Below are 26985 nucleotides of genomic sequence, written 5' to 3'. Positions count from 1 at the left end.
TGGAATTCGGCAAACCTCCGAAATCGTTCGTTTGTGCGCGTTGGAAGATCAACCCTCCGAGGTCAAGACATCAGGCTCGAGCCACTCGACGCCGAGCAGTTCGGACAGCGACCGCAGACCGGATCGATCACCACCTTTCAGACCTGTGACCGAATTGAGATTGCGCAACATGACCGTGGCGACGTCCTCTTCCTTGGTGCCCACTCCGAAGGGTATGACCCACGGACACGTTTGGTAGTCGCGGTGTGAGCGACCGAATGTCTGTTCTGCCGCGATTCCCGAGTATCGAGGTTGGTGAAAGATCCCCGTCCGTGGCAGCGAGGACGCGTGAGTGCCGTCTGGGAGTGCTTCGTTGGCATGGAGCGAGATCGAGGTCGTGACATTGAAGACGATGACCGGTGCGTCCCCGCGTTGAAACCGCAGACGTTGACCCTCCTTGTCCGGCACCGCGCCGAACAGTTTTGCCACCGAGATCCCGGCGGCTTCGATCATTTCGACCAGTGGATCGCCTGCCGTGGAGACGAATTCGACGGCCACCAACACCTGCTTGCCTGCCTTGACTTGGGCCTGCGCCCACTGGGCCGTCGACTCGGCGCGGATCATGCCCGCTTTCTGTCGGTAGCGGAGAACCAGCGCACGGCCGCGCGCGATGTTGCGGCTCTTACGGGCCAATCCCATTTCGTAGGCGTACTCGGCCCACTCCGTCTCGTACTCGGCGCGCTGGGCATGGGTGAGGTCGATCGGCATACCGTCGAGCGGAACGGGTCCCCACGGCGTCGGTCGATGAATCATCAAGGGCGGTTTACTGTTCGACATCCACCCACGCACGGTCTCGAGCGCTCGAGATTGCAGCGCAGGTGATTCCTTCGCCTCTGTGCTCCATGTCCACTTCCCATAGGACTTGTCCAGCGGAAGGCCGGACTCGACCAGCCTGGCGCCCAGGTCGGACCAGTACTCCGAAGGTTCTGAATGCAGCTGCGCAAAAAGCGGTGCCAGGTAACGCTGATCTGCCGGCGTATGTCCCGGTGTTGCTGTCACGGACAGGACGAACGGCGCTTGCTCGTGAGCATTCGAAAAGCGCGCGACTTTCTCGAATGCAGCCGTGCGCTGTGTGTCGTTGCTGTACAGCTGGGCCTCGTCCGCAATCACCACACCGAACGTGTACTTGGGGCGGCCGTTTCGCGCGATCAGTTTCTTCAGTTGGTCAGGCGACATGATCAGCCAGCGGAATCCACCGTCGCCCACCGAGGCGATGGAATAGCGCCAATGCGGAATGGTGATCTGTGCGGGTCGATCGACGAGGACGAGGATGTTGGTTTCGCCGCGCTCTTCGGCAATCGTCTTGGCCGACATCACTGCGATCAGTGTCTTACCGAGGCCGGCATTGTCTGCCAACAGAAATCCGCGTTTGCCGGCGCGAGCGGCATCGACGACGGCGTCGGCCCCCGAAACCTGCTCGGGCCGAGGAATTTTGGGTGCAGCAACGGGACGTTCGCCGGTGCTGTCATTGATGTCGTCCTCTACCCACTGCTGATACGAGAAGGGGAGTGCCTTGAATGGAGCGAGTTCTACGGGCAACTCCGTACCCACCCACGCGTAGCTCTTCCATTTCTTGACGAACTGCGCACCAGGCGCCGGCGTCCGAAAGGGTACGTCGAGAAGCCAGACTCGTTCGCCCGGACCGGCTGTCGGAACGTCGGGCATCACAGCGCGAGGTCTCTTCGTTGCGGAGGTCTTCTTGGTTGCACTCTTCTTGCTTGCACTCCTCTTGGGAGCAGCCTTCTTTGCGGCAGCCTTGCGCGCCGTGGTTGCTTTGCGTGGTGGCATCAGGCGGTTTCGACCTCGGTGGTGTCGGTCTCTGCCGTGAGGAATTCACGCAGCGTGACTGGAGGCCGGCCGACAAGTTCTTCGACAGTGCCCGTGATCAGTGCCAATTCACCCTGCGCGATTGCGGTGTACGTCGACACCCAAGCATCGAGCTCCCATTCGGGTGCGTTGTACGACGCCCGTGATTCGTAAGCTTCCTCGACAGTTTCCTCGACGTACGTGGTCTGCTTGCCGGTGACTTCGGTGATGATGCTCGCAGCCTCGGAGAGCGTCAGCGCCTCCCGTCCGGTCAGGTTGTACGTCTGTCCGAGATGGGAATCCAGATCCTTGAGGACCGAGACAGCGACGGCAGCAATGTCGGACCGCGCTACGGCGCCGACGAGACCGTTCCCGGCGGGGCCGCGGATCACACCGTCTTCGCCGGCGAGAGCGGGTAGGAAATCGAGGTAGAAGCTGTCGCGCAGGAAGGTGAATGCGAGTCCAGAAGCACGGATGTGTTCTTCGGTGATCCAGTGATCGCGAGCGAGCGTGAACGTCGCGTCCGGAGCGGCGCCGAGGAACGACGTGTACACGATGTGTCTGACCCCGGCCGCCGCTGCGGCGTCGATGAAGGTGCGGTGCTGATCCAGGCGATCTGCGCTTTCGGCCGCCGACACCATGAAGAGGGTGTCGATTCCGGCCAGAGCCGCGAGAGCGCGCTCCTGATCCCCGTACGTGGTCTCGGCTGAATCGGCACCGGGGAGCTGCGGTAATCGATTGACCGAACGTGCGATCAGCCGCTGCGGGACACCGGCGTCGGCCAACGACGCGGCCACCAGGCCGCCGATATGACCGGTAGCGCCGGTGACGGCAATCCTCGCAGACCGTGAATCTACGGACATGGTGCCCCTCCTTCGGTCGGTGTGCATCCCATCTTGCCGGAACCCACTCCCACGTCACGTCACGACGCGACGATTACACCGCGAGCCACCGACAACGCATCGGACAGAGCAATCCTGGTGTTGTCGTCGAGGGGCAGCAGGGGCCGGCGGGGAAGGCCGGCGTCGACGCCGAGAAGTTCCAACCCGGCTTTGACCGTCGACGGCAGTCCGCGACTGACGAGCACCTTGAGTAGTGGCTCGATCTGTTCGAACACAGCGGCGGCACCCGACCGATCACCGGATTCGAGTAGATGCCAGAAGTGCACCACCTGTTCGGGGGCCAGACACGGGGCTGCCGTGCACCACCCGTTTGCACCGGAAGAGAAAGATTGCAGTGCAAGAGGATTGCTGCCGTTGAAGAAGGGGATCGTGCCACCGCTCAGTTCGTTGATGCGGTTCATCCGGGTGATGTCGCCGGTGGATTCCTTGATCATCGTGATGCCGTCGACGGTGGAGACGAGATCGACGAGAAAGTCCGGCGACATGTCGATACCGGTGGTGGCTGGATTGTTGTAGATCATCGTCGGAATGTTGACGGAATCGGCTACCGCAGTGACATGTTCACGAATCTCCTGCTCACTCAGATGCCAGTACGACGTGGGGAGGATCATCATTGCGTCGGCTCCGGCGTCTGCCGCGATCGATGCCCGGCGGAGTGCTCCCGCCGTCGTCAGATCCGACACTCCGACGACGGTGGGGACTCGGCGGTCGACGTAGTCGACAGTTTCCCGAGCGACCGTCTCCCACTCTGCATCGTCGAGATAGGCGCTCTCACCGGTGCTGCCGAGTGGGGCTATCGCGTCGACACCACTGCTGATCATGCTGTCGAGGAGCGTGTGTAGCGGCTTGGGATCGAATGCTCCGGTATCCCGGTCGAACGGGGTGATGGGATAGGCGACGATTCCCTTGATGGTGCTGCTCATGGGGCTCTCAGTTCTGTTGGTGGGAAACGAAATTCAGTTGGTCAGTGTGTCGGGGTGATTGCGGAGAGCGCGACGGGCGTAGTACGCGAAGTTCGCCTCGCTGCGCCGAGGAGTCAGCGTCCAATCGTGTGCCTCTTTCGCCAGGCGAGGCGGTAGTGGCTTGATGTCGCCGGCCGCCATCGCCAGCAACTGCAGCCGCGCGGCTCGCTCGATCAGATGCCCGAGGGAAGAGGCCTCTTCGACGGTATTGCCGACGACGAGCTGGCCGTGGTGAGCGAGCAGAATTGCCCGCTTGTCACCGAGTGCAGCCGAAATGATTTCGCCCTCCTCGTTTCCCACAGGAACTCCGGGCCAATCGGCAAGAAATGCGCAATCGTCGTAGAGGGGTGCGATGTCCATCTGGGATACGACGAGGGGAATCTCGAGCATCGACAACGCCGTCGCGTGCAATGGGTGGGTGTGGACGATGCAGTTGACGTCGGGTCGGGCGCGGTAGATCCAACTGTGGAACCTGTTGGCGGGGTTCGGCATTCCCTCGCCGTCCAGAACCTCGAGATCCTCGTTGACCAGCAGGAGGTTTTCCTCGGTGATCTCGTCGAACCCGAGGCCGAGTCGCTGGGTGACAAACGTGCCAGGCCGCTCAGCGCGGGCGGATATCTGGCCGGCAAGGCCGGAATCGTGTCCGGCGTCCGACAGTGCCCGGCAGGTCAGCGCGATCTTCTGTCGAAGAGTCCAACTACCGGTGGTTACTTCGGTGAGCATCTTCGTCTCAGCGGTGGCCATGAGTTCTTGCTTGCTCGCATGCATCGTGTCGGTCATGGGTGTGTCTTTCTCGGGACTCGGGAGTGGATGACATACAGTCGCCTATAGGACACAAAGTGTCATACGCGACGGAAATGTGCAACCTCAGGTTCATATGGTGCTGATCATCGCAGGTCAATCGGTTGGTAGGGTGATGACACAAAGTCTCGTGAGAGGAATCAAATGGCAGCGTTTCTGCGAACACATCGGCGTCGCGCCGGTCTGACGCTCGAGGGCTTGGCCGAGCAGACCGGTCTGACGAAGAGTTACCTCTCGAAGGTCGAGCGGGGCATCAGCACGCCGTCGATCGCGGTAGCACTCAAGATTGCGCGGGTGCTCGATGCCGATGTGGGACAACTGTTTTCGGACAGCATGGAGGGCAACGTCATGACGATCGCGCGTGCCAAAGACCGGGTGATCGACCCGGCTGCCTCGGCCGAGTCTTCTGTCTACGATCCGATCGCTCCGGCTCTGGTCGGAAAGGCTATGCAGCCGTTCGTGGTTCACCCGGCCTCGGTGATGAGCCCCAAGTTCATGGATCACACGGGGGAGGAATTCGTTTTCGTGCACTCCGGTTCCGTCGAATTCGAAATCCCCGGGCAGACGATGCACCTCGACGCCGGCGACAGCCTCTACTTCGACGCGAACACGCCACACCGGATGCGGTCGGTGACGGCAGATCGTGCGGTGGTGCTGGTTGTCGTCTACGACAAGCCTTCGACTGGATCGCCCAGCGGTGACTCACTGGAAGCGCACTGCGGGGTGGGCAGATGACGCTGGGGATCGACACGACACTGACGCTGCTGGCTGCCGGTCTGATCTTCCTTCTCTCCCTGTGCCTGGGAATCTGGAAGTACCGACAGATGGCCACCTCGGACAATCACCTCGCCCATCCGTATGTCGACATCGCCCACCGCGCTGCCCTGATGTACTCGTTTGCGACGCTGCTGATCGCGGTGTTCGTCGAACTCAGTGCGTGGCCGACGTGGATCAACCTGACCAGTGCCGCAGTGGTCGTGTTCTTCTTTCTCGCAGCGATCTTCAGCTACATCGCTCACGGTACGATGAAGGACACCGACAATCAGTTCGAGTCCGCCGGTCCTCCCCTGCACCTCGGAATGTTCCTGCTGATTCTCGGTGAGGTGGGCGGATTCGCGGTCCTGCTCGCAGGTTTCGTGAAAGGCCAGTTCTTCTGACCGGGCTTCAGCGTCGGTGCTCGTAGCCGATCCAGGCGCGTCGACGCTCACCCATCGGGTCGTTCTCCACCCCGGACGTCTCGTCGAAGATCATCGTTTGCCGCTCCGGGACGGAGTAGGCGGGCCAATCCTGGTCCGGCACTCCGTGTCGGGCGAAATGGATCCAGTGGCGCTGCATGGTGGAGGTCACCGCGGCCAGTCCGCGACGTCCACCGACCGCGGTCAAGGCCGCGGTGAGTGCATCCGAACGGCCGAAGACCGCAAGCAATTCGGTGGCATGGGTAGCGCCCATGCCGATGAGTCTGAGCAGGCGCGGCGCAAAATCGTAGCGGTAACTGTAGGTAGGAGCTACCTGGCAATGACCCTGTGCACACAGTATCGCCGGTTCCCAGAACGTGATGTCGCCGCCGAGATCTGCAGCAGCGAAACGATGCGGATACGTGGGATACGCCGCGAGCGCACGTGCTTTCACTTCAGGGGTGGTGTGGGAGAACATCTTCTCGATCCGAACCGGGTTGGTAGGCAAGATGTCGAGAACGCGCGGGAAGATTCTTCCCTCATGGAGATTCGAACCGACGAGCAGCGGAACGGGGTGGGCCCGTCCGGCGGCGAACACGTCGAGCGGGTGTTCGGGAAGAATGTCGTCACCCACTACAGGGGCGAACGCCCGTGTTCCGGGTTCTTCGTCCGCGCCGCGTCGCGCAAGTTCTTCGCCGGCATCGACCAGTTCCTTCACCGAGGCGGAGCGTAGCCACGAGGCTGGATCGGCTACCGGTGCGTCTGCGATCTCGAGGAACTCGCGCGCCCATCGATGCGCTCGATGCTTTCCGTACGCCGAAGCAGCCGGCGGACTTTGAGCAATGGCCCGAGCAAACAACCCTCGGGCCGTCGGCGTTGCCATCAGAGTTGTGACAGCGTTGGCGCCGGACGATTCACCGAAGACGGTGACGGCGTTCGGGTCACCACCGAAAGAGGCGATGTTGCGCTGGACCCACGTCAGCGCGGCGATCTGATCGCGCAATCCGAGGTTCGTGTCGAATGATTGTTCCGCAGTGGAATATTCACTGAAATCGAGGTAGCCCAACGCGCCGAGACGATATTGGATCGAGACGTAGACGATGTCGCCACGTTCGACCAGGCTCGTTCCGCGGTACATGGGCGTCGACGGATTCCCGCCGTTGTACGCGCCGCCGTGAACGAAGACCATGACCGGTCGCAACGAATCCGACGGCACCTGCGGGGCCACGACGTTGACGAAGAGTGAGTTCTCGTCGAAATCGCTTTTGCGCTGCGGAGACGGAGAGCCGAATGCTTCCGCGGGGCGGACACCATTCCAGGCCTTCACAGCCTGAGGTGCGCGAAATCTCCAGGGGCCGGTCGGGGGCGCTGCGTAGGGGATTGCCCGCCAGGTGCGCAGTCCTCGATCGAGTCGCCCGCGTACTACCCCGGAATCGAGAGTGACCTCGAGAGGACTCGTCACGGTGGGGAGATGTCGGTGCCGTGGCTACGGTAACCGCTGTATCCCGCCCAGGCCAAGCGTTGTTCACGTCTGGGATCGTTCTCGACGCGGACGATCTCGTCGAAGATCATGGTCCGACGCTCCTGCCCCTCGTAGCGCGGCCACGATCCGCGCGGCGAGCCGTGCTTGGCGAAGTGAAGCCAGTGTCCCTGAACGGATTCGGTGACTGCGCGCAGTCCGCGTCGACCGCCGGGAAGGGTGAGGCCGCGCCCGACAAGGGTGTCACCGATGCCGAAGACCGCGAACATCTCGAATCCGTGGGTGGCGTCGAGGCCGAGCCAGCGCATCATCGTCGGCGCGAAGTCGAATCGGTAGGCGTATGTCGGCGCCGATTGTGCGTGCGCTTGCATCAACTCCACGGACGGGTGCCAGAACGTGACGTCTCCGCCGACGTCGATCGCGGACTGCTCGTCCGGGTAGCCGGGATAGGTTGCGAGGATGCGCTTCCCGGCCTCGGGATCGGTGAGAGCGAACATGGTGTCGATGCGCGACGGGTTGGTCGGGAGTGCGTCGAGCACCTTCGGGAACAGGGTCCCCTCCCGTCTGTTGGTGCCGATGATCATCGGCACTTGGTGTGCCGATCCTTCTTTGAATGCGTCCAAGGGGGAGCGCGGCAGGAAATCGCCGTCGACGACCGGTCCGAAGGGATGTAGTCCAGGTGTGTTCGCGAGTACCTCGGCGCCCAGTCTGCTTCCGGCTCTGCCCAATTCGACGGCTGTCGCCGAGGTCAGGGCCTTCGCAGGCGGTAGGCCGGAATTGAGGATCTCGACGAAACGCGCACCCCAGGCATGCGATCGCTGCGTGCTCGAGACCAGATCCGGAGCCGAACTCTCGGCGATAGCCCCGACAAATAGTCCCCTGGCAGCCGGAGTCGCCATCAGGGTGGTGACGGCGGTGGCTCCGGCGGATTCACCGAAAATCGTGACTTTTTCAGGATCCCCACCGAAGGCGGCGATGTTGCGTTGCACCCACTGCAGGGCCGCGACCTGATCGCGCAGTCCGAGGTTGGAGTCGAATACGCGCTCGGATGTGGAGAACGGGGTGAAATCGAGGTAGCCCAGAGCGCCGAGCCGGTAGTTGATCGAGACGTAGACGACGTCGCCGCGTTCGACGAGGGACACACCGGAGTACAAGCCGGTCGCGGAGGTTCCGATGGTGTTCGCCCCGCCGTGGATGAAAACCATGACGGGACGCGGAGTATTGCCGGTGTTCGCGGGAGCGAGCACGTTGAGCGTCAGGCAGTCCTCGCTGCTCGGCTGGTACTTCCCGGGCGCGAGCAACAGCCCCTTCTTGTGTTGGACAGACGCGTCGCCGAACCTGGTCGCGTCGCGTTCTCCGGTCCACGGCGTGACCGGCTGGGGTCGCGTCAGACGCAGTGTTCCGACTGGCGGCCGGGCGTAGGGAATTCCGCGCCAGGCACGAAGTTTTCCCACCAGGCGGCCGCGCAGGGTGCCGTCGGCCGTGGTCACAAGTATGTCGGACGCCATGTCGCGACTATACGTACTTCGGGATCGCGTCAGCGGCGAGCCTCCAGCAATCGCAGCCAGATCTCACTGACCGTCGGATACGAGGGCACCGCATGCCAGAGAGTTTCGAGTGGGACGGCGCCGACCACCGCGATTGTCGCCGCGTGCACCAGTTCGGATACTTCGGGCCCGGCAAAAGTAGCGCCGAGGATCACGTCGGTGGCCTTGTCGATGACCAACTTCGCGCGCCCGGAGTAGTCGTCGCGCAGAAGCGAGGATCCCGCGACGGCGAGTTCGATCTCGACGACTTCGACGTCGTAGCCGTCGTCGCGAGCTTTCTTCTCGGTGCGTCCCACCCAGGCGATCTCGGGTGAGGTGAACACCACCTGGGGGACCTGTCCGTTGTCCGCCGACGCGGTGTATCGAGGTCCCCGCAGTCCCCGGCTCTCGGCCCGCGCAGCGATGACGTCTCCACAGACTCTCGCCTGATACTTGCCCATGTGGGTGAGGGGAGACCGACCGTTGATGTCTCCGACGGCGTAGAGCCATTCACCTTGGGCGCAGAGATGATCGTCGGTGGTGACGTACTTGCCGTCCTCGAGGCCGATGGCGGACAAGCCGAGATCGGCAGATGTCGGACCGCGGCCCGCCGCGACGATGACCTCGTCGACCTCGATCACGCCGGAAGATGTCTCGATGCTGACGGATCCACCGTGGATGTGACCTTCGCCGGTGTCCTTGGCATCGGGGCGTGACACCGAGTTGACGTCAGTGCTCAGTCGAACGTCCACACCGCGGGCGCCGAGTGCTTCGGCAACCATCGTTCCGGCAAACGGTTCTGCTGATTTCAACAGAGCATCGCCTCTCACGAGCAGCGTCACGTGAGCGCCGAACGACGACAACCACGTTGCGCACTCCGTTGCGACGACTCCGCCGCCGATGACCGCCACTCGCGACGGAACCTCGTGCAGGTTGGTCGCATCGCGCGAGGTCCACGGGAGCGCCTCGCTCAATCCCGGTGTCTTCGGGACGGTGGCAGTTGTGCCCGTGGCGAGTACGACTGCCTGGCGGGCGCGGAGCTTACGGGTCCCGTCGACGGTCACTGTTCGCTCGCCGTCGATCACCGCGTGGCCTTTGATCACGGTGATTCCCACGGAGGTGGCCCAGTCGACCTGGGACGAATCGTCGTGGTTGTGGGTGAACGAGTCGCGCCGTTTCAGAACAGCGTCGACGTCGAGCGGTCCGGCCGGAATCCCGGGCAAGGCGTCGGCAGCCTCGAGGACCTGCCCCGGGCGCAGTAGTGCCTTGCTGGGCATACAAGCCCAATACGAGCATTCACCGCCGACCAGTTCGTGTTCCACGATTGCGGCGGTGCGATTGCTGCCGGCGATGGCGTATGCGGCGGCGTTCTCACCAGCGGGCCCACCGCCGATCACGATGACATCGAATTCGTCGGTCATGGCTCCACGGTATGCCGGATCGGTCCGAGTTCGCTCGGTTACTGCCGGGTACGAGAGCTCGATGGTGGCTACAGTTGCACCCATGACGCGGCAGAAGATTTTGATCACAGGTGCCAGTTCGGGTCTCGGGGAGGAGATGGCCAGGAGATTTGCCGCAGCAGGTCGCGATCTCGCGCTGTGTGCCCGGCGGACGGATCGCCTCGACACGCTGCGAGGGGAGTTGGTGGCGCAGTACCCGTCGATCAGCGTCGCAGTGCGCGAACTCGATGTGACCGAACACGATTCCGTCGTCAGGGTTTTCGGCGAGCTTCGCGACGAGCTGGGCGGTCTGGATCGGGTGATCGTCAACGCCGGGCTCGGCAAGGGCGCGAAGATCGGTACCGGAAAAGCGCACGCGAATCTCGCAACAGCGCAGACGAATTTTGTCGGTGCGCTGTCGCAGTGTGAAGCTGCGCTCGAGATCTTCCGCGCGCAGGACGCCGGACACCTGGTTCTCGTGTCCTCGATCAGCGCGGACCGGGGGCTACCCGGGCCGAAGGCGGCCTATTCGGCGAGCAAGGCAGGGGTAGCGGCTCTGGGTGAGGCGCTCAGTATCGAGTTGTCGCGCACACCCATTCGGGTCACGACGTTGCTGCCAGGCTTCATCAAGACCGACATGTCCGCCGGCGCCGGCGACGATGCTGCGCTCATGGCCAGTTTGGACGAAGGCGTCAGCGCGATGGTCGACGCCATCGAGAAGGAAACCACTCGGGCGGCACTACCCGGCCTCAAGTGGCAGGGGATAGACGCGGCTCTACGATTTCTGCCCAACTCGGTGACAGCGAGGTTTGTCTGATGAGCATCCACATCTCGAACGGCAAGCCCCGGGTAGTGATCGTCGGTGGCGGCTTCGGCGGGCTGTACGCGGCGAGACGACTCAAGAAGGCCGACGTCGAGGTAGTTCTGATCGACCGGGGAACCAGCCATGTCTTCCAGCCGCTGCTCTACCAGTGCGCCACGGGTCTGCTCTCCGAAGGGCAGATCGCAAGTCCGCTGCGTCATCTACTCGAGGACAACAAGAACACCAACGTCGTTCTGGGCGAGGCTAAGTCGGTGGATGCGGACGCCGGAATACTGACTGCCAGTCGCTTCGACGGGTCGACCTTCGAATTGCCGTACGACTACCTGATCGTGGCGGCTGGAATGCGCCAGTCGTACCACGGCCAGGACAAGTTCATCAAATGGGCGCCAGGCATGAAAACCCTCGACGACGCTCTGGCGATCAGACGCAGTCTCATTGCTGCGTTCGAGATGGCTGAATCTCTCCCGACAGCGGAAGAACGTCGACCGTGGCTGACATTCGCCGTGGCTGGCGGCGGACCCACGGGCGTCGAATTAGCTGGACAGATCCGCGAATTGGCAATGCACGCGCTGACCAACGAGTTCCGGTCCATCGATCCGGACGAGGCCAGGGTACTGCTCTTCCACGGCGACGACCGGGTGCTGCCGTCGTTCAGTCGCAAGCTCTCCGCCGCCGCCAAACGTACTCTCGACGGGATCGGCGTCGAGACTCACCTCGGAGTGCACGTCACCGACGTGTGCGAGACCAGCATCGAGACGACGGACAAGAAGACAAAAGAGAAGCGGCATTACGAGACCCGCACGATTTTGTGGACCGCGGGCGTCGAAGCAGTGCCGTTCGCCGAGGCACTGGCCACGGCGCTGGGTGTGAAGCAGGTCGGCGCTGGCCGCATCGAGGTGGAAGCCGATCTGACCGTTCCCGGCCACCCGAACGTCTACGTGGTGGGCGACCTCATGTCGCGGGACAAACTTGCCGGGGTGGCCGAGGTCGCGATGCAGGGTGGCCGGCACGCCGGGGCCAGGATCGCGGCCACAGTCGAAAACGGTGCACCCAACCGAAAGCCTTTCAAGTACCGCGATCTTGGAACTGCGGCCTACATTTCGCGTCGCCACGCGTTGCTTCAGGCAGGGCCGGTTCAGTTGTCCGGGTTCATTGGCTGGGTGTCCTGGGGAATCATCCACATCGCGTTTCTCGCCGGGTTCCGCAACCGCGCCAGCACGGTGCTGAACTGGGGTGCAACCTTGGCGTCGAAAACTCGTCGGGAACGGGCAATCACGTACGGTGACCCGGAAACCGCTCGGCAGCCGTACAACTGACGCCTACTCCGTTTCGAACACAGGGTTCCCGGCTGCGTTGATCATCCACCACAGGCTGCCGACGCTCTGCCCGAGCATGTCGCCGGGAACCTTGTCGTCGAGATACCGATAGACGGGCTTGCCGTTGACGGTGATCTGGAACGATCCCTCGGGTCCGTCGACGGTGCCGATCACCGCGTCGATTCCTTCGACGATCGGTGAATCGGTGACCGAGGTGACTGCGGGCCAGTAACGCAGGCACGCTTCGTCGCACGAGCCGGCTTGGGAGTTCTCCTCGTCCGGGTTGTAGACGTAGACCGTCATGCCCTCGCCGTCGACGGCGATCGTCCCGAGCGGGGAGTCGGCGGTCTTCAGCAAGGGTGCATCGGCAGCGGCAGGTGGTGACAGCGACGTCGAGATAGCGGTGACGTTGTCCGCGCTGTCCCCGGAATCGAGGGCGTCGGGCGAGCAACCGGTGAGGACGAGGGCGGTACTCGCAACCGTCGCGAACAACCACTGTCTGCGCATGACGTCTCCGTTTCTGGGCGGGAGTGCTCGGGACAAGCAATCGGGGATACCCGCTGCGGACGAGCTGAAAACGCTGGGTGATCGATCCCTCTTGCGGATGACGTCCTGGAGGCGCTTGGGCAATTGCGTCGGGGCGCCAGGAAGGCGTCGGGGCGGCCGTTTGCGGAACGACCGCTCGGCGGCGCCCAGATCGAACTCGTCAGGTTGCTGCGACGCAACCCGGGTCTGTCCGTGGCCGAGGCTGCCGGGCGATTGGTGCTCTCGGATGAGACGCGCGCCCGCGTCGAAGTGTGGCGTGATCGACGGAGTGTGATTGTCGGTCAAGCATTGTCGAGTCTGACCGGAGAAGACAGGACGAGTATCGAGGCTGCGCTACCGGCCCTGTCTCGATTGGCGAGCGCTCTGGCAGCAGCCGGATCAGAAGGTGAGGTTCAGTGAAATGCTGACACAGTTGTGGAAGAGCCGAGCGACACCTTTTCATTGCCCTGGCGCACCCGCGGTCGAGCCCTGGCGCACCCGCGGTCGAGATCGACTCGGTCACATACAAGTTCGACGATGACCACGCGGCGCTGCCTCGGGTACGTGCCACAACAGCTTTCGATCGAAAGCGCATTGACCGCATGCGAGAATGTGACCTGGTTCGCGCGACTGTACGACGTCCCGCAGTCCGCTCTCCTTGTTGCGATCTTCTACGGAAACCAGATCATCTGGGAGCGTGACGGGGGAGGCCTCACCAAATTAGTGGTCACGCCGACGCCGCGCGCTGCATTGGTGACAGGTAAGGCATTCGCCGCCGATATCCGCGCTGTCGCCCAGGCAGTGGTGGTCGTTGTCGTGGCGGCACTGCTGGGCGTGAGTATGACGTGGAACCCGCTCGAACTGTTCGGGGTCGGGTCGTCGTTGTCCGGGGCTCCTCGTTTTTGCCTGCCTGTCGGTCACGATCGCGGGAATCGTGCTCAAACGAGGTCGATTGATTGGCATCGGGCAGGCAATCACCATGCCACTGTTCTTTGCCTTCAACGCGCTGTATCCGGTCGAACTCATGCCGACGTTGGTTCAGTGGCTCAGCCGCATTAACCCGCTGAGCTACGAGGTGTCAGCGCTGCTCGGAATCGTCACCGCCTCGGGACTATTGGGCCGGTCGACACGCTGACATTCACCCTGGACTAGTCGCGCGTGAACGGTGGGGCGTACGTGCTGCAATCCGGAGGGACAGCCGGGAGTCCTTCGGACGAGCGAAGTTTCTCCGCAATGGATGAGAGCAAGTCCTGCGATTCAGGGGAGAGATCGACCGCTTTTATGGCCAGAGAACGTAATTCGCTGTCGTGGAACTCTTCGACTACCGAACGGTCTTCTTCCGGAATCAGTTCGGGATCTTGGCGAGGTTTCGGGCCGAAGAAGTACTCTGCTGCTACGCCGAAGTAATCGGCCAATGCCAAAACGACTTGCTCCGACGGATTTGTGCGCACGCCACTTCGGAGTTGCGAAAGGTACGGAGTCGAAATCTTGCATCCTCGTTGTGAAAGAGCTTCCACAACTTGTGCGTTGGTGAGTCTAGGGGCTGTGGCCGGGTACAAGGCGTTCAAGCGGTCCTTGAATGAATCGGTCACATTTCCTCCCTCGAGCGTGACCCAGCGTCACAGCTACTTCGCAGTTTTCACATAGTAGACGACACGGTTATTCTGAACTCGAGTCGAAAGTCCTTTCACCTGCGAATATTTGGTGCGGCGAAATTCCAAAGACTTTGCAAAGTATGTGATTTTCGCCGCGTACTGACCGTTCGTTTTGCCAAGCTGTGCGGCGGTGGCGTATAAGCAAAAAGATGGTGGTTACCCCGTTGTGCTGCAGGTTCTTTCGGCCGGTCCTATACATGAGGGTCGATGCATGTCGGCACTGTCTGTAACGTGCGAGAACTGTCGGCGGTCGACGGCCGCGGCGATCCGTGGAGTTGGCGCGCCGTCCCTACTTCCTCAGCAGTTTCGATCGATGTTTACGCATTCCGAGAAGCGGCCGATTGGTATGTCACCGATGTTGGAGCGCAGCACATCTCGTCGCTCGCCACTATTTCATACCGGGCAGTCGGCGCCGTCGGCCTGTGCCCGGACATATTTCGGCAGCCTTCGGCGACGACAAACAGGTCTCGTGGAGCAGCATCAAAGTGTAGGACATGTCGAGAGTCGTCTTTGTATCTTTCGAGTCGGAATTGCCTGCTGCGTCTGGAGTAGTCGGCGCCCGCTTCAATAAGACGCCCGTCAGGGCGGCGCGGAGGGTGACAGTGGCAGGCGGCAATTCTGTCGCACAGACCTTCCGATTCGTCCCTGCATCGCTGTCGATATGTTGCACACCTGAACCACGCCTGCCTCGATTCTGATCAGCGGCCTATGGCACGGGGCTTGCTGACCGGCGCATACTGGTTACAACGCGGTGTTTGAAGGGCAGGACTGGCATGGTCAGTGTCGAGAAGTGGGCGATGTGGGATTCCGCCGTGGAGGTGGACGTCACCGAAGGCGCTGCGCTGCCCGCAGCACACGAGTTGATCGCAGCTGCCATCGACGAGACCGAGAAGGTGTGCGACCTTGGCCGGGGCGACGCCGAGATTCATGCCGTGAATCTCGCTCAGGGAACTCCGGTCAAAGTGACACGACGTATGTCGGCTCTGCTGCGGTCGGCGCTGTGGGCGGCCCGTATGACCGGCGGTGCAGTCAATCCGCTTGCCGACAACTACTCCGAGGACGAATCCATCCCTCCGGTGCACCCGACCCCGACCTTCGAGGGCGTACAGCTCGACGGTGACGTGGTGTACGCGCCGTGGGGTGCGTCGTTCGACATCACCGGAGTTGCCAAGGCGGACACCGTCGATCGCGCCGCGCAGATCGTCGCTGCCGAATTGCAATGTGGCGTTGCCGTCCGGATCGGCGACGTGATCGCCACTGCCGGCCATGCACCGGCCGGTGGCTGGCAGATTCCGGTGCCAGGCAGCGAAGAAGTCGAGCTGATCAACGGAACCGCGATGGCGACGGCGCGGGCGTTAGAGCTGCCCTCCTGGGAACCCAACCAAGAGCGGCCCTCCACGGAGTGGGCGCAGGTCTCGGTGATCGCGGACGATGCTGTGTGGGCATACGCCGCGAGCGAAGCAGCGTTGATCCGAGGCATCAGCGCCATCAAATGGGTTGAACAGCAAGAGCTTCGCGCTCGGCTCGTCGACCAATCCGGACGTGTGTACACAACGGAGAGTTGGTTCGGCCCAGCCGCCGCGTGAAGTCAGGCCCGTCCGCGCTCCTTGCGGTACCACTGCACCAGAGCGTCTGTAGATGTGTCGCCGAGGTCGCCGGGTGCTGCTTCGGAAGAGAGCGCAGGCCCCAGTTCCAGCGCTTGTGTCTTGCCGAGTTCGACGCCCCACTGATCGAACGGATTGACACCCCACACAGCACCTTCGACGAATACCTGATGCTCGTAGAGGGCGATCAACTGACCGACGACCGAGGGTGTCAATTCCTTCGACAAGATGGTGCTCGAGGGCCGGTTGCCGGGCATCACCTTGTGCGGCACCAACTCCGGTGCCGTGCCCTCTGACGCGATCTCTTCAGCCGTCTTGCCGAACGCGAGAACCTTGGTCTGAGCGAAGAAGTTACTCATGAGCAGATCGTGCATGGATCCCGTGCCGTCCGCTGTCGGTAGATCGTCGGTGGATTCCGCGAAGCCGATGAAATCGGCAGGCACGAGCCAGGTGCCCTGATGCAGGAGCTGATAGAACGCGTGCTGCCCGTTGGTTCCAGGCTCGCCCCAGAAGATCTCACCGGTGGACGTGGTCACCGGTGAGCCATCGGCGCGCACCGACTTGCCGTTGGACTCCATGGTCAGCTGCTGCAGGTACGCGGGAAAGCGCAACAAGTCGTTGGAGTACGGCAGAACTGCGCGGGACTGAGCGCCGAAGAAGTTGGAGTACCAGAGCCCGATGAGGCCGAGGAGGACCGGCGCGTTCTGCTCGAGCGGTTGGTTTCGGAAATGCGTGTCGATCTGGTGGAAACCGTCGAGGAACTCCGCAAAACGAACGGGTCCGACGGCGCACATGACCGACAAGCCGATCGCCGAGTCGACCGAGTAGCGCCCGCCGACCCAATCCCAGAAACCGAACATGTTCGCGGTGTCGATGCCGAACTCCCCCACGCGGTCACCGTGGGTGGAGACTGCGACGAAATGCTTGGCTACGGCAGAGACGTCTTCGCTGCCCAGACCGGCGAACAGCCAACGCTTTGCCGCGGTCGCGTTGGTGAGTGTCTCGAGGGTCGAGAAGGTCTTGGACGCGACGATGAAGAGCGTCGTCTCCGGATCGAGGTCGTCGAGTTGCCCGACCAGATCGACAGGGTCGATGTTGGAGACGAACCGGACGCTGATTCCGGCGTCGGCGTAATGCCGGAGCGCGCGATAGACCATCACGGGCCCGAGGTCGGAACCACCGATGCCGATGTTGACGATGGTGCGGATGCGTTTGCCGGTGGCGCCGGTCCACTCGCCGCTGCGCACGCGATCCGCGAAAGCGCCCATCGCGTCCAGAACCTCGTGAACGTCCGCGACGACGTCCTGACCGTCGACAATGAGAGCAGAATCCTTCGGCAGACGCAGCGCTGTGTGCAGCACGGCGCGGTCTTCCGAAGTGTTGATGTGATCTCCCGCGAACATCGCGTCGCGTCGTGCCTCGACGCCGGCCTCACGGGCAAGGTCGACGAGCAGTGTGAGAGTCTCGCGGCTGACTCGATGCTTGCTGTAGTCGATGTGAAGATCACCGGCGTCGATCGTCAGCTCTCGCCCTCGGGCTGGATCGTCCTGGAAGAGTTCTCGCAGGTGAACGCCTTCGATGTCGGCGTAATGAGCGCGCAGTTTCTGCCAGGCTGAGGTTCCGGTGATATCAGTGCTCACGATCATCGACTTTAGTGGCACCGGCTGGAAACTTCCTCGCGAGTCTTACTCGCCCGCAGACGTACGCGACTCTGGCGAGCATCATGTAACCCATGGACACATTCGAATTCATTCGATCAGTTCCCACCCAGTTGTTCGTCGGCGGCCGGTTCGTCCCCGCGGAGAACAACGCGACCTTCCCGGTATCCGATCCGGCGACCGGGAAACCGTTGACCGATGTCGCCGATGCGAGCCCCGCGGACGCGCTGCGCGCGCTCGACGAAGCAGTGGCCGTCTCGCCACAATGGGCGAGCACACCTGCGCGCGAGCGTGGTGAAATCCTGCGAGCCGTCTTCGAGAAGATCACCGAGCGCGCCGAGGACGTGGCGCTGCTGATGACCCTCGAAATGGGCAAGGCACTCGCCGAAAGCCGCGCCGAGGTGAAGTACGGGGCGGAGTTCTTCCGGTGGTTCAGTGAGGAGGCCGTTCGCATCGGCGGGCGCTACACCCCGGCGCCGGCGGGCAACGGCCGGATCCTCGTCACCAAGGCGCCGGTCGGACCGTGTCTGGCCATCACACCCTGGAATTTCCCGTTGGCGATGGGTACCCGAAAGATCGGACCGGCTTTGGCTGCCGGATGCACGATCATCGTCAAGCCCGCCTCGGAGACCCCGTTGGCGATGCTGCTGCTCGCTCAGCTCATGGCCGAGGCAGGGCTGCCAGACGGTGTCCTCTCGGTGTTGCCGACGTCAAAATCCGGTGAAGTGACCGGCCCGCTCATCGACGATCCGCGATTGCGCAAGCTCACCTTCACCGGGTCGACCGGCGTCGGCAAGATGCTGGTGGAGAAGTCCGCGAAGCGCTTGCTCCGCACGTCGATGGAATTGGGTGGCAACGCGCCCTTCGTCGTGTTCGACGACGCGGACGTCGACAAGGCAGTCGAGGGTGCGGTACTGGCCAAGCTTCGCAACGGAGGCGAAGCCTGCACCGCCGCCAACCGGTTCCATGTCGCCAACGCGGTGCGTGATGAGTTCACGACCAAGCTGACCGAGAAGATGGCGGCTTTCACCATGGGACCGGGTACCGACCCGCAGACCAAGCTCGGCCCGCTGATCAACCAGAATCAGCTCGACACCGTCGCGGAGCTGGTCGCAGATGCGGTGGACGCCGGGGCGAAAGTGCGACTGGGTGGCGAATTACCAGGTGGTGAAGGGTACTTCTATCCCGCCACGGTGCTGGCCGACGTTCCGGCGAGCGCGCGGATACTGAAGGAAGAGGTGTTCGGACCCGTTGCCGCGATCACCGGCTTCGACACCGAAGCCGAAGGCATCGCGGCCGCTAACGACACCGAGTTCGGATTGGCTGCGTACATCTTCACGAGGGATCTCGACCGTGCGCTTCGGGTCTCCGACGCACTGGAATCAGGAATGATCGGCGTCAACCGCGGAGTGATCTCGGACGCGGCAGCGCCGTTCGGTGGTGTGAAGGAATCCGGATTCGGCCGCGAGGGCGGGACCGAGGGGATCGAGGAATACCTCGACACGAAATACATCGCGCTCGAGAACTGATACACACACGAACGGCTACATCGGGACTGCCAGAGGCATCCGATGTAGCCGTTCGCAAGTGATCTGGGTGTGCGCTAGTGGCCCAGGCGTCCGCGGCCCAGGCGCAGGAGCAGCATCGCGAGGGTGTGGCCTTCCTGACCCAGCTCGTTGAACCGTTCGAGGACCTTCATCTCTCGGCTGTGCACCAGACGCGGACCACCCGATGCCATCCGGGTACGGCCGATGATCTGGGAGACCTCGGAGCGGCGTTTGATGGCCGCGAGGATCTCGGCGTCGAGACGGTCGATTTCTTTCCGTAGTTCGTCGATCTCCGCCTCACTCTGGGGGATCTCGACGTCTGTCGGAGCAGTATTTACAGTATTTACAGTATTTACAGTATTTCCATTGGGTGCTGCAGCCTGGGTGCTCATTGCTATTCGTCTCCTCTTCCTACTGCGTGGATCGTGGTCTCGGCTCGGGTCGTTACCGATCCAGGCGCACTGACGAAAATGCCCCGGATCCGATTCGGACCAGGGGCGGGTGAGCTGTTCAGATCACGTGCACCGAGGTCCGGGGCACGTAAAGTAACGCCACAGCGGGCCGACGGGGTCGGCCGTGTTGTCGCGAACGGAAATGCTGAACATGGCGTCCAGTTTGCCATGCTCGACACAGGTAATCCAAGTGCCTCTACCAGCAGGTGGACGCACTGACGACCGTGTCGGTGGACGCCGGTAGCGTGGACAGGCGATGAACACGTACCCAGCACTCGGTGAGCACGACGGACATTCCCAGCACGACGGGGGCGGCGCGCGGGGACATGGCGCGGGTTCGGACGCCCTCCTCGAGGGTCTCAACCCGCAACAGCGCGAGGCCGTGGTCCATGCCGGTTCGCCGTTGCTGATCGTCGCGGGCGCCGGCTCGGGCAAGACGGCAGTACTGACGCGTCGCATCGCCTATCTGCTGGCCGAACGGGGTGTCACCCCCGGTCAGATCCTGGCCATCACGTTCACCAACAAGGCTGCGGCCGAGATGCGTGAGCGTGTGGCCGCGCTTGTCGGACCGCGCGCCAACGCCATGTGGGTATCGACGTTCCACTCCAGTTGTGTTCGCATCCTGCGGGCACAGGCGGCGCTCCTGCCCGGTCTCAACTCGAATTTCTCGATCTACGATTCCGACGACTCGCGTCGACTGCTGACGATGATCTCGAAGGACCTCGAGCTCGACACCAAACGATTCTCCGCGCGGCTTCTCGCCACGCACATCTCCAACCTGAAGAACGAACTCGTCGGACCGGAAGAAGCGGTTGTCGCGGCCGATCAGGATCCGGCGGAACTGCCGCGACTGATCGCCAAGGTCTACGGCCACTACCAACAGCGACTGCGAGCTGCGAACGCACTCGACTTCGACGACCTCATCGGTGAGACCGTTGCGCTCTTGCAGGCGTTTCCGCAGATCGCCGAGTACTACCGTCGCCGCTTCCGTCACGTGCTCGTCGACGAGTACCAGGACACCAACCACGCGCAGTACATGCTGGTGCGTGAACTGGTCGGCGGTGCCGGCGAGTCCGACCACGCCGTTGCCCCGGCCGAATTGTGCGTCGTCGGTGACGCCGATCAGTCGATCTACGCATTCCGCGGAGCTACCATCCGCAACATCGAAGAGTTCGAACGCGACTACCCGGACGCTCGGACCATCCTTCTCGAACAGAACTACCGTTCGACGCAGAACATTCTGTCTGCGGCCAACTCCGTGATTTCCAAGAACACCGGACGACGAGAAAAGCGCCTGTGGACCGATTCCGGTGAGGGCGAACTGATCGTCGGTTACGTTGCAGACAACGAGCACGACGAAGCATCGTTCGTCGCCTCGGAGATCGATCGTCTGGTGGACCAGGGCGAGACCAAGTTCGCCGACATCGCGGTCTTCTACCGGACCAACAACTCCTCACGTGCGCTCGAGGAAATCTTCATCCGACTCGGAGTGCCGTACAAGGTGGTCGGCGGCGTTCGCTTCTACGAACGCAAGGAAGTTCGTGACATCGTCGCGTACTTGCGCGTCCTCGCCAACGAAGACGACACCGTGAGCCTGCGACGCATTCTCAACACACCACGACGCGGTATCGGTGATCGAGCCGAAGCCTGCGTCGCCGTGCACTCCGAGCACCGCAACATCAGCTTCGCCGCCGCACTGCGCGACGGCGCGGAAGGCAAAGTGGCGCTGCTCAATACGCGTTCACAGAAGGCCATCGCGTCGTTCCTCGAGATGATGGACGGACTGCGGGCCCTGCTGCCGACAGCAGCGGCCGACGAGGACGAACCCTTCGAACTCGGTGACATCGGTGAGGTCGCCGAGGCGGTGCTCGAGCGAACCGGCTACCGCGCCGAACTTGCGGCGAGCAGCGATCCTCAAGACGGCGCTCGGCTCGACAACTTGAACGAACTCGTCAGCGTGGCAAGAGAATTCAGTTCCGATGCACGAAACGCGGCGGGGCTGATAGATCCGGACGACGAGGAAACGGCAGCCATGCGCGAAGGCGAACCCGATCCGGGTTCGCTCGCCGCGTTCCTCGAACGCGTATCGCTTGTCGCCGACGCCGATCAACTGCCGGACTCTGACGACGGCGTCGTGACCATGATGACGCTTCACACCGCCAAGGGCCTCGAGTTTCCGGTCGTCTTCGTCACCGGCTGGGAGGACGGACAGTTCCCGCACATGCGCGCCCTCGGCGATCCTGCAGAGCTGTCCGAAGAGCGTCGACTTGCCTACGTCGGCATCACCCGAGCCAGGCAGCGCCTGTACCTGACGCGCGCGATCATGCGTTCGGCATGGGGGCAACCGATCCAGAACCCGGCGTCACGATTCATTCAGGAGATCCCGGAGGACCTGATCAACTGGCGCCGCGAGGATCCGGGCACCGGTGGTGGATTCGGTAGTGGCAGGCCGGGTTACGGCAGCGGAAGCCGCTACGGCAGCCAGGGCGGACAGGGATACGGTGGCGGGCAGAACTACGGGGGAGGGTCTGGCAAGGCCGCGTCGACTCCCAGTTTCGGAGCCGCGCGCGGCCGCAACAACGTTCTGGTCCTCACCACGGGTGATCGCGTCAGTCACGACAAGTACGGTCTGGGTACCGTTCTCGAAACCAAGGGCACCGGACCCACCGCGACCGTCACCATCGACTTCGGCAGCGCCGGCAAGGTGCGGTTGATGCTCATCGGCGGTGTGCCGATGGTCAAGCTGTAGAAGGCAGACAAAAACTTCCGGCCCGCACCTGAAAAGGTGCGGGCCGGAAGTTTTTTCAGAAGTGTTGGGCTTGCGATCAGTCCTGCTCGATACCGAGGCTGATGCCGCGCGATGCGAGCCAGGGGAGGGGATCGATCTTGTTCTCGCCGGCGAGGTGAACCTCGAAGTGAAGGTGCGGGCCGGTGGAGAAGCCGCGGTTGCCGACGGTGGCGATCTGGTCACCGGCCATGACCTGCTGACCGACGGTGACGGTCGACGTGTCGATGTGGCCGTAGACGGTGATCGTTCCGTCCGCGTGCTGCAGGCGGACCCACATGCCGAATCCGGAAGCCGGGCCCGAATCGATGACCTTGCCGTCGGCGACGGCGACGATGGGCGTCCCGATCGGGGCGGCGATGTCGACGCCCGCGTGCAGGGTGCCCCAGCGGGTACCGAAGTTGGACGTGAAGGTTCCGACTGCGGGCAGGACGAACAGCGGGCGACGGGCAGCGGCCTCGCGTGCGGCGCGCTCGTCACTGAAACGCTGGCCCTTGGCAAGCAGGTTGCTGAACTGGGAAAGATCGGTCGGTGCCGCGACGTTGAGGACCTGGGGAGCGTCGGCCTCGGTGGTGGCTGCCGTGGAGGTGGCCGGAGCGAATTGAGCGGCCTGCGGTTCTGCAGTGGTGCCGATCGCGGAGGACTCGTTGGCGAGTGCAACTTCTGAGTGGTCGGCGGCGGAGGAGGAACCGTCGTTGACGACTGCCTGGCCCGCGGCGACAACTGCGCCGGCGGCAACGGCCAGAACGGCGGCGCGGCCCTTGAGAGCGGAGGGCGGTGTGGGGAGTCGGTGAGCACCGCTGCGGCGAACCGGGGATTCGACATCGACTGTCGGTGCGGAGGAGGCATAAGTAGGGGTGCTGATCACGTCGGACTCGACGAACTCGTGAGAGTCGGAATCTGACGACGTTGAGGATGAATTTCGAGTGAACATATCGGTAGAGATCTCAGAACTTTTGGTCTCGGTGTAACGCCTGGCCGAGTGCGCTGGATAAGTGGTCGTGACCTCGTCTGGAGCTGAGTTCGAGAACCTACTAGCGGTGAACTGGCTGCGGTGATGCATATGCCGGTTCTCTCCTCGAGTTCGTGATCAGCCCGTGACTTAGACCGACTGACGGTAACGAAATGATTGCGATGGGCGCAAGCCGTAGCGGAAACCCGTCCGATTATGTGACGTGCCTCACAGCTTGACCTGGGAATATGCCGATCTGGGCAAAACGGACGAATCATCTCGTTTCGTGATCCCGCGTGTCACAACCGGATCACCGGTCCGTTCAGGCACTACCGTCGATCGAGTGTCCACAACACCTGGAACTACGTCGCAGGCGCGTATCGACGACCCCCGAGTGAAGTCCGGGGCGCCCCTCGCGGCGGCAACCGGCCTGCTCGGAGCTGTCGCAGTGGCGGCCAGTCCCGTCGTCGGAGTCGGGAGTGGCCGTGGGATCGACACGGCGGGGGCTCTTACTTCTGCAGCTCTCTTCTCCGCTGTCTGCACGATCATCGGGCCGTTGGTTGCAGTGCTTGCCTCCGGACGCAGACCCGCCTTTGCCGGTGGGCTCCTGGCAGGTATCGGTGCGGTGGCGCTCGGGGCGGCAATTCTGGACGTCCAGTTGTTTGTCGACGCAATCGATGCAAACCGCTTGGACCTTTTCCGTCCGGTTTCAGCAGGTTCGATCGAAGCGGGTCCGGGTGCCTACCTCACGCTCGCGAGCCACGGACTTCTTGTCGTGTCCGGTGTCCTCGGGCTCATGGTCGTCCATCGTGAATCTGAACGAGACGGATACGGGAGCGCTCGCGCCGCAGAATTCGACGGGCGATCTGTTGGCGGGCGGATCGGTGGGTGGCCGACAGCGCTGCTGATTCTGGCCGCAGTGGTGTTCGTGCTCTCCCTGTTCGGTCCTTCCTTCAGTTCGCAGGATCCGATCTTCCTGGTGAAACCACTAGTCGACTCGGCGGCGGCCACTGCTGTCGGTACGGGATTGGTTGGCGTCGCGGTACTGGTGGCGGTCGCGGCGGCATTGACGTCCATCTCGCTGCCGGTCGGCTGCGGCGCGCTGATCGGTGTCGGTCTCGGCGCACTGGCAGTCAGCGGCACCAGGGTGGTGGCGGGGTTCGCGGCAGGTGATCGCATCGAGGTCGGATCGGGTTCCGTGGTCGGGGCGCTGGCAGCAGTGGTCATCGTCGTCATCGGAATTTCGGCGCACTATCTGGCGTCCAGGCGCGAAGCTGATGCGATTCCCGCCGCCAGTGCGGTCCGCGCTCCTGCCAAGACGACGAAGGGGGCGCTCAAAGCAGCCATGGTGGCTCAGTCCCGGGCTGCGCAGGCACGAGTGAACAGACTTCACCGCGTTGCCGGAGGCGGCGCAGTTGTCACCGCAGCAGTGGCAGCCCTGGGCGTGGCCCTTCCGGTCCTGTCGTTGCCAGAGAACATCCCCGAACCGTCCATGCTTTCGTCTCGAGTTGTCTTGCTCGCGGCTGCTGTACTGCTGGTCGCCGCGCTGGGCCTGTTTGCCCCGGGCCGCGCCGCGGTGGTGCGTCCGGCCGTCGGAGTGTTGTGGACCACGGTCGTGATGGGAGTCGCCGCTGTCATGCAGTCGGCGGTCATCGCGACGGACGTACCGGGTGTCGGGTTGGGGGCCGGTGCCTTCGTGCTCTGCGGCGCGGCATTCCTTGCTGCGGCGACGGGACTGCTCGTCTGGCTGGCGGGAAGCGCAGAACGTGAGGACGTCGACACGTCGGTAGACGGCGGTTCGAGCGGGCTGGTGCTTCTCGTCGGAGGGATCGGCGCAGTCGCTGTCCTGATCGGAACCGCGCTTCCGCTCTATCAAGGCGACGTGTACAGGGCGGCGTCAGTTCTGGAGTGGCCGTGGGGAATTGATGTCTGGGGGCAACTGCTTGTCGGCGTCGCCGTCGTGATCGCCGCGGTGATCGCCGCGTCTGCGCGGCCGACGCAAGGCGCAGTACTGCTGATCGGATCTGCCGTGGCAGCTCTGGTGTACGTCAGTGAGTGGCCGCTCACGTCATCACGCATATCGGACGCAACGGTGGGGGTGGGGGCGATCACAGCAGCCGCGGGCATAGTGTTGCTTCTCGTTGCAGCGTTCTCGAGCGCAAGAATCAGTGAGACTGATGCTTGACAAATTCGGTGTGGCCACCTTGCCGAATCGGTGAGGCGTGCCTCATTGGGCAATTGCGCGTGACTTGGGCCACATAGCATCAATGCGGGCGCAAACTGAACGCGGCAACTGGTTAAAGTCCAGAACAGACCCGCTCCTACCCCTCGAGCGGGTGACAACGCAGACGAGACGGTGAGCAGATGGATCTCTTCGAATACCAGGCGAAGGAACTCTTCGCCAAGCACGGAGTGCCGACTTCGGCTGGACGTGTTACAGACACAGTCGCCGGCGCACGCGAGATTGCCGAAGAAATCGGTAAGCCCGTGATGGTGAAGGCACAGGTCAAGGTAGGCGGCCGCGGCAAGGCCGGTGGCGTCAAGTACTCGCCCGACGTGGATGCCGCAGTGGCAAACGCCGAGGCAATCCTGGGCCTGGACATCAAGGGCCATGTCGTCAAGAAGCTGCTGGTCGCAGAGGCAAGTGACATTGCCGAGGAGTACTACATCTCCTTCCTGCTGGACCGCACCAACCGCACCTACCTGGCCATGTGCTCGGTAGAGGGTGGCGTCGAGATCGAGGTCACCGCCGAGGAGAACCCCGACGCTCTCGCCAAGATCCCCGTCGACGCAGTCAAGGGCGTCGACCTCGCGTTCGCGCGCAGCATCGCCGAGGCAGGAAAGCTGCCCGCAGAGGTGCTCGACGCAGCGGCCGTGACGATCCAGAAGCTGTGGGAGGTCTTCATCGGCGAAGACGCACTCCTCGTCGAGGTCAACCCCCTCGTTCGTACGCCTGACGATCAGATCCTCGCTCTCGACGGCAAGGTCACCCTGGACGAGAACGCAGCGTTCCGTCAGCCCGGCCACGAGGCATTCGAGGATCGCGACGCTACCGATCCCCTCGAGCTCAAGGCCAAGGAAAACGACCTCAACTACGTCAAGCTCGACGGTGAGGTCGGAATCATCGGCAACGGCGCAGGCCTGGTCATGTCCACCCTGGACGTCGTCGCATACGCCGGCGAGAACCACGGTGGCGTCAAGCCCGCCAACTTCCTCGACATCGGCGGCGGAGCTTCCGCTGCAGTCATGGCAGCCGGCCTCGACGTCATCCTCAACGACGCACAGGTCAAGAGCGTGTTCGTCAACGTCTTCGGCGGCATCACCGCGTGTGACGCAGTTGCCAACGGCATCGTCGGCGCACTGAAGACCCTGGGTGACGAGGCCAACAAGCCGCTCGTCGTTCGCCTGGACGGAAACAACGTCGAAGAGGGTCGCCGCATCCTCGCCGAGGCCAACCACCCGCTGGTCACGGTCGTCGCAACCATGGACGAGGCCGCCGACAAGGCCGCCGAACTCGCTCACGCAGCGAAGTAAGGGA

22 protein-coding genes and 1 pseudogene are annotated in these 26985 nt (G+C 63.0%); 11 read left to right on the top strand and 12 right to left on the bottom strand.

The features are described from left to right. Positions 1-48: 48 nt before the first annotated feature. The 4 genes from R4P65_RS16715 to R4P65_RS16700 are packed head-to-tail and all read right to left on the bottom strand — an operon-like array spanning position 49 to position 4489. Positions 49-1827, bottom strand: coding sequence for a DEAD/DEAH box helicase family protein (locus tag R4P65_RS16715; protein ID WP_317827336.1), 1779 nt, complete (start codon positions 1825-1827; stop codon positions 49-51). Beyond that, positions 1827-2708 (bottom strand): SDR family oxidoreductase, encoded by an 882-nt coding sequence (locus R4P65_RS16710; protein WP_317827335.1) that lies wholly within the window; start codon positions 2706-2708, stop codon positions 1827-1829. The genes R4P65_RS16715 and R4P65_RS16710 overlap by 1 nt, the downstream gene beginning before the upstream one ends. 59 nt (positions 2709-2767) lie before the next feature. Further along, the gene (locus R4P65_RS16705) at positions 2768-3670 is read right to left on the bottom strand and encodes a dihydrodipicolinate synthase family protein (RefSeq protein WP_317827334.1); all 903 of its coding nucleotides are present in this window, start codon (positions 3668-3670) and stop codon (positions 2768-2770) included. A 33-nt stretch (positions 3671-3703) separates the two neighbouring features. Then, positions 3704-4489, bottom strand: a complete 786-nt coding sequence (locus R4P65_RS16700) for an aldolase (RefSeq protein WP_317827333.1) — start codon at positions 4487-4489, stop codon at positions 3704-3706. A 165-nt stretch (positions 4490-4654) separates the two neighbouring features. On the opposite strand from R4P65_RS16700, the gene R4P65_RS16695 reads away from it, so the two are divergent. After that, a complete protein-coding gene (locus R4P65_RS16695; RefSeq protein WP_317827332.1) occupies positions 4655-5245 on the top strand; it encodes an XRE family transcriptional regulator in 591 nt (196 codons plus the stop codon). Next, positions 5242-5667 carry a hypothetical protein gene (locus R4P65_RS16690; protein WP_317827330.1) on the top strand — a complete coding sequence of 142 codons (426 nt, stop codon included), beginning with the start codon at positions 5242-5244 and terminating at the stop codon, positions 5665-5667. The genes R4P65_RS16695 and R4P65_RS16690 overlap by 4 nt, the downstream gene beginning before the upstream one ends. 7 nt (positions 5668-5674) lie before the next feature. Here R4P65_RS16690 and R4P65_RS16685 read toward each other — a convergent pair whose 3' ends face one another. From R4P65_RS16685 to R4P65_RS16675, 3 genes are read right to left on the bottom strand one after another with little or no spacing between them, the layout of a single operon-like run. Then, positions 5675-7147 (bottom strand): carboxylesterase/lipase family protein, encoded by a 1473-nt coding sequence (locus R4P65_RS16685; protein WP_317827329.1) that lies wholly within the window; start codon positions 7145-7147, stop codon positions 5675-5677. Beyond that, positions 7144-8673: a carboxylesterase/lipase family protein gene (locus R4P65_RS16680; protein ID WP_317827327.1), complete on the bottom strand. Its 1530-nt coding sequence runs from the start codon at positions 8671-8673 to the stop codon at positions 7144-7146. The genes R4P65_RS16685 and R4P65_RS16680 overlap by 4 nt, the downstream gene beginning before the upstream one ends. Before the next feature lie 29 nt (positions 8674-8702). Further along, the gene (locus R4P65_RS16675) at positions 8703-10112 is read right to left on the bottom strand and encodes an NAD(P)/FAD-dependent oxidoreductase (protein WP_317827417.1); all 1410 of its coding nucleotides are present in this window, start codon (positions 10110-10112) and stop codon (positions 8703-8705) included. Between the two features lie 82 nt (positions 10113-10194). On the opposite strand from R4P65_RS16675, the gene R4P65_RS16670 reads away from it, so the two are divergent. Both R4P65_RS16670 and R4P65_RS16665 read left to right on the top strand, forming a co-directional pair. Then, positions 10195-10947 carry an SDR family oxidoreductase gene (locus R4P65_RS16670; RefSeq protein WP_317827326.1) on the top strand — a complete coding sequence of 251 codons (753 nt, stop codon included), beginning with the start codon at positions 10195-10197 and terminating at the stop codon, positions 10945-10947. Beyond that, a complete protein-coding gene (locus R4P65_RS16665) occupies positions 10947-12269 on the top strand; it encodes an NAD(P)/FAD-dependent oxidoreductase (protein WP_317827325.1) in 1323 nt (440 codons plus the stop codon). The genes R4P65_RS16670 and R4P65_RS16665 overlap by 1 nt, the downstream gene beginning before the upstream one ends. Before the next feature lie 3 nt (positions 12270-12272). Here R4P65_RS16665 and R4P65_RS16660 read toward each other — a convergent pair whose 3' ends face one another. Beyond that, the gene (locus tag R4P65_RS16660) at positions 12273-12776 is read right to left on the bottom strand and encodes a hypothetical protein (protein ID WP_317827324.1); all 504 of its coding nucleotides are present in this window, start codon (positions 12774-12776) and stop codon (positions 12273-12275) included. A gap of 123 nt (positions 12777-12899) precedes the next feature. On the opposite strand from R4P65_RS16660, the gene R4P65_RS16655 reads away from it, so the two are divergent. Both R4P65_RS16655 and R4P65_RS16650 read left to right on the top strand, forming a co-directional pair. Further along, on the top strand, positions 12900-13214 hold the full coding sequence (locus tag R4P65_RS16655; protein ID WP_317827323.1) for a hypothetical protein: 315 nt from the start codon (positions 12900-12902) through the stop codon (positions 13212-13214). Between the two features lie 117 nt (positions 13215-13331). Next, positions 13332-13929, top strand: a pseudogene (locus tag R4P65_RS16650) (ABC transporter permease); the annotation flags it as partial. Between the two features lie 13 nt (positions 13930-13942). Here R4P65_RS16650 and R4P65_RS16645 read toward each other — a convergent pair. After that, complete coding sequence (locus tag R4P65_RS16645; RefSeq protein ID WP_411742551.1) at positions 13943-14386, bottom strand: helix-turn-helix domain-containing protein; 444 nt, start codon at positions 14384-14386, stop codon at positions 13943-13945. An 836-nt stretch (positions 14387-15222) separates the two neighbouring features. Here R4P65_RS16645 and R4P65_RS16640 point away from each other — a divergent pair. Then, positions 15223-16035: an FAD:protein FMN transferase gene (locus R4P65_RS16640; RefSeq protein ID WP_317827322.1), complete on the top strand. Its 813-nt coding sequence runs from the start codon at positions 15223-15225 to the stop codon at positions 16033-16035. Between the two features lie 2 nt (positions 16036-16037). Here the strand turns inward: R4P65_RS16640 and pgi are convergent, their stop codons facing one another. Then, positions 16038-17693: a glucose-6-phosphate isomerase gene (gene pgi, locus R4P65_RS16635; protein ID WP_317827321.1), complete on the bottom strand. Its 1656-nt coding sequence runs from the start codon at positions 17691-17693 to the stop codon at positions 16038-16040. A gap of 92 nt (positions 17694-17785) precedes the next feature. Here pgi and R4P65_RS16630 point away from each other — a divergent pair, with 92 nt between their 5' ends. Further along, positions 17786-19240, top strand: a complete 1455-nt coding sequence (locus R4P65_RS16630; protein ID WP_317827320.1) for an NAD-dependent succinate-semialdehyde dehydrogenase — start codon at positions 17786-17788, stop codon at positions 19238-19240. Between the two features lie 74 nt (positions 19241-19314). On the opposite strand, the gene R4P65_RS16625 is transcribed toward R4P65_RS16630, so the two are convergent. Continuing rightward, positions 19315-19650, bottom strand: coding sequence for a chorismate mutase (locus R4P65_RS16625; protein ID WP_153211831.1), 336 nt, complete (start codon positions 19648-19650; stop codon positions 19315-19317). A gap of 316 nt (positions 19651-19966) precedes the next feature. On the opposite strand from R4P65_RS16625, the gene pcrA reads away from it, so the two are divergent. After that, entirely contained in the window at positions 19967-22459 is a 2493-nt protein-coding gene (gene pcrA, locus R4P65_RS16620; RefSeq protein WP_317827319.1) for a DNA helicase PcrA, read from the top strand. A gap of 76 nt (positions 22460-22535) precedes the next feature. On the opposite strand, the gene R4P65_RS16615 is transcribed toward pcrA, so the two are convergent. Then, positions 22536-23429: a M23 family metallopeptidase gene (locus R4P65_RS16615; protein ID WP_021332297.1), complete on the bottom strand. Its 894-nt coding sequence runs from the start codon at positions 23427-23429 to the stop codon at positions 22536-22538. A 361-nt stretch (positions 23430-23790) separates the two neighbouring features. On the opposite strand from R4P65_RS16615, the gene R4P65_RS16610 reads away from it, so the two are divergent. Both R4P65_RS16610 and sucC read left to right on the top strand, forming a co-directional pair. Next, the gene (locus R4P65_RS16610) at positions 23791-25632 is read left to right on the top strand and encodes a hypothetical protein (protein WP_317827318.1); all 1842 of its coding nucleotides are present in this window, start codon (positions 23791-23793) and stop codon (positions 25630-25632) included. Between the two features lie 179 nt (positions 25633-25811). Next, a complete protein-coding gene (gene sucC / locus R4P65_RS16605; RefSeq protein ID WP_003946426.1) occupies positions 25812-26981 on the top strand; it encodes an ADP-forming succinate--CoA ligase subunit beta in 1170 nt (389 codons plus the stop codon). The last annotated feature ends 4 nt before the right edge of the window (positions 26982-26985 follow it).

It is taken from the genome of Rhodococcus sp. IEGM 1318 (genome assembly GCF_033142465.1).
Taxonomy (GTDB): Bacteria; Actinomycetota; Actinomycetes; order Mycobacteriales; family Mycobacteriaceae; genus Rhodococcus_F; species Rhodococcus_F qingshengii_B.
Note: the sequence above shows the minus strand (reverse complement) of the source record. Positions and strands in the feature narration are given on the sequence as shown.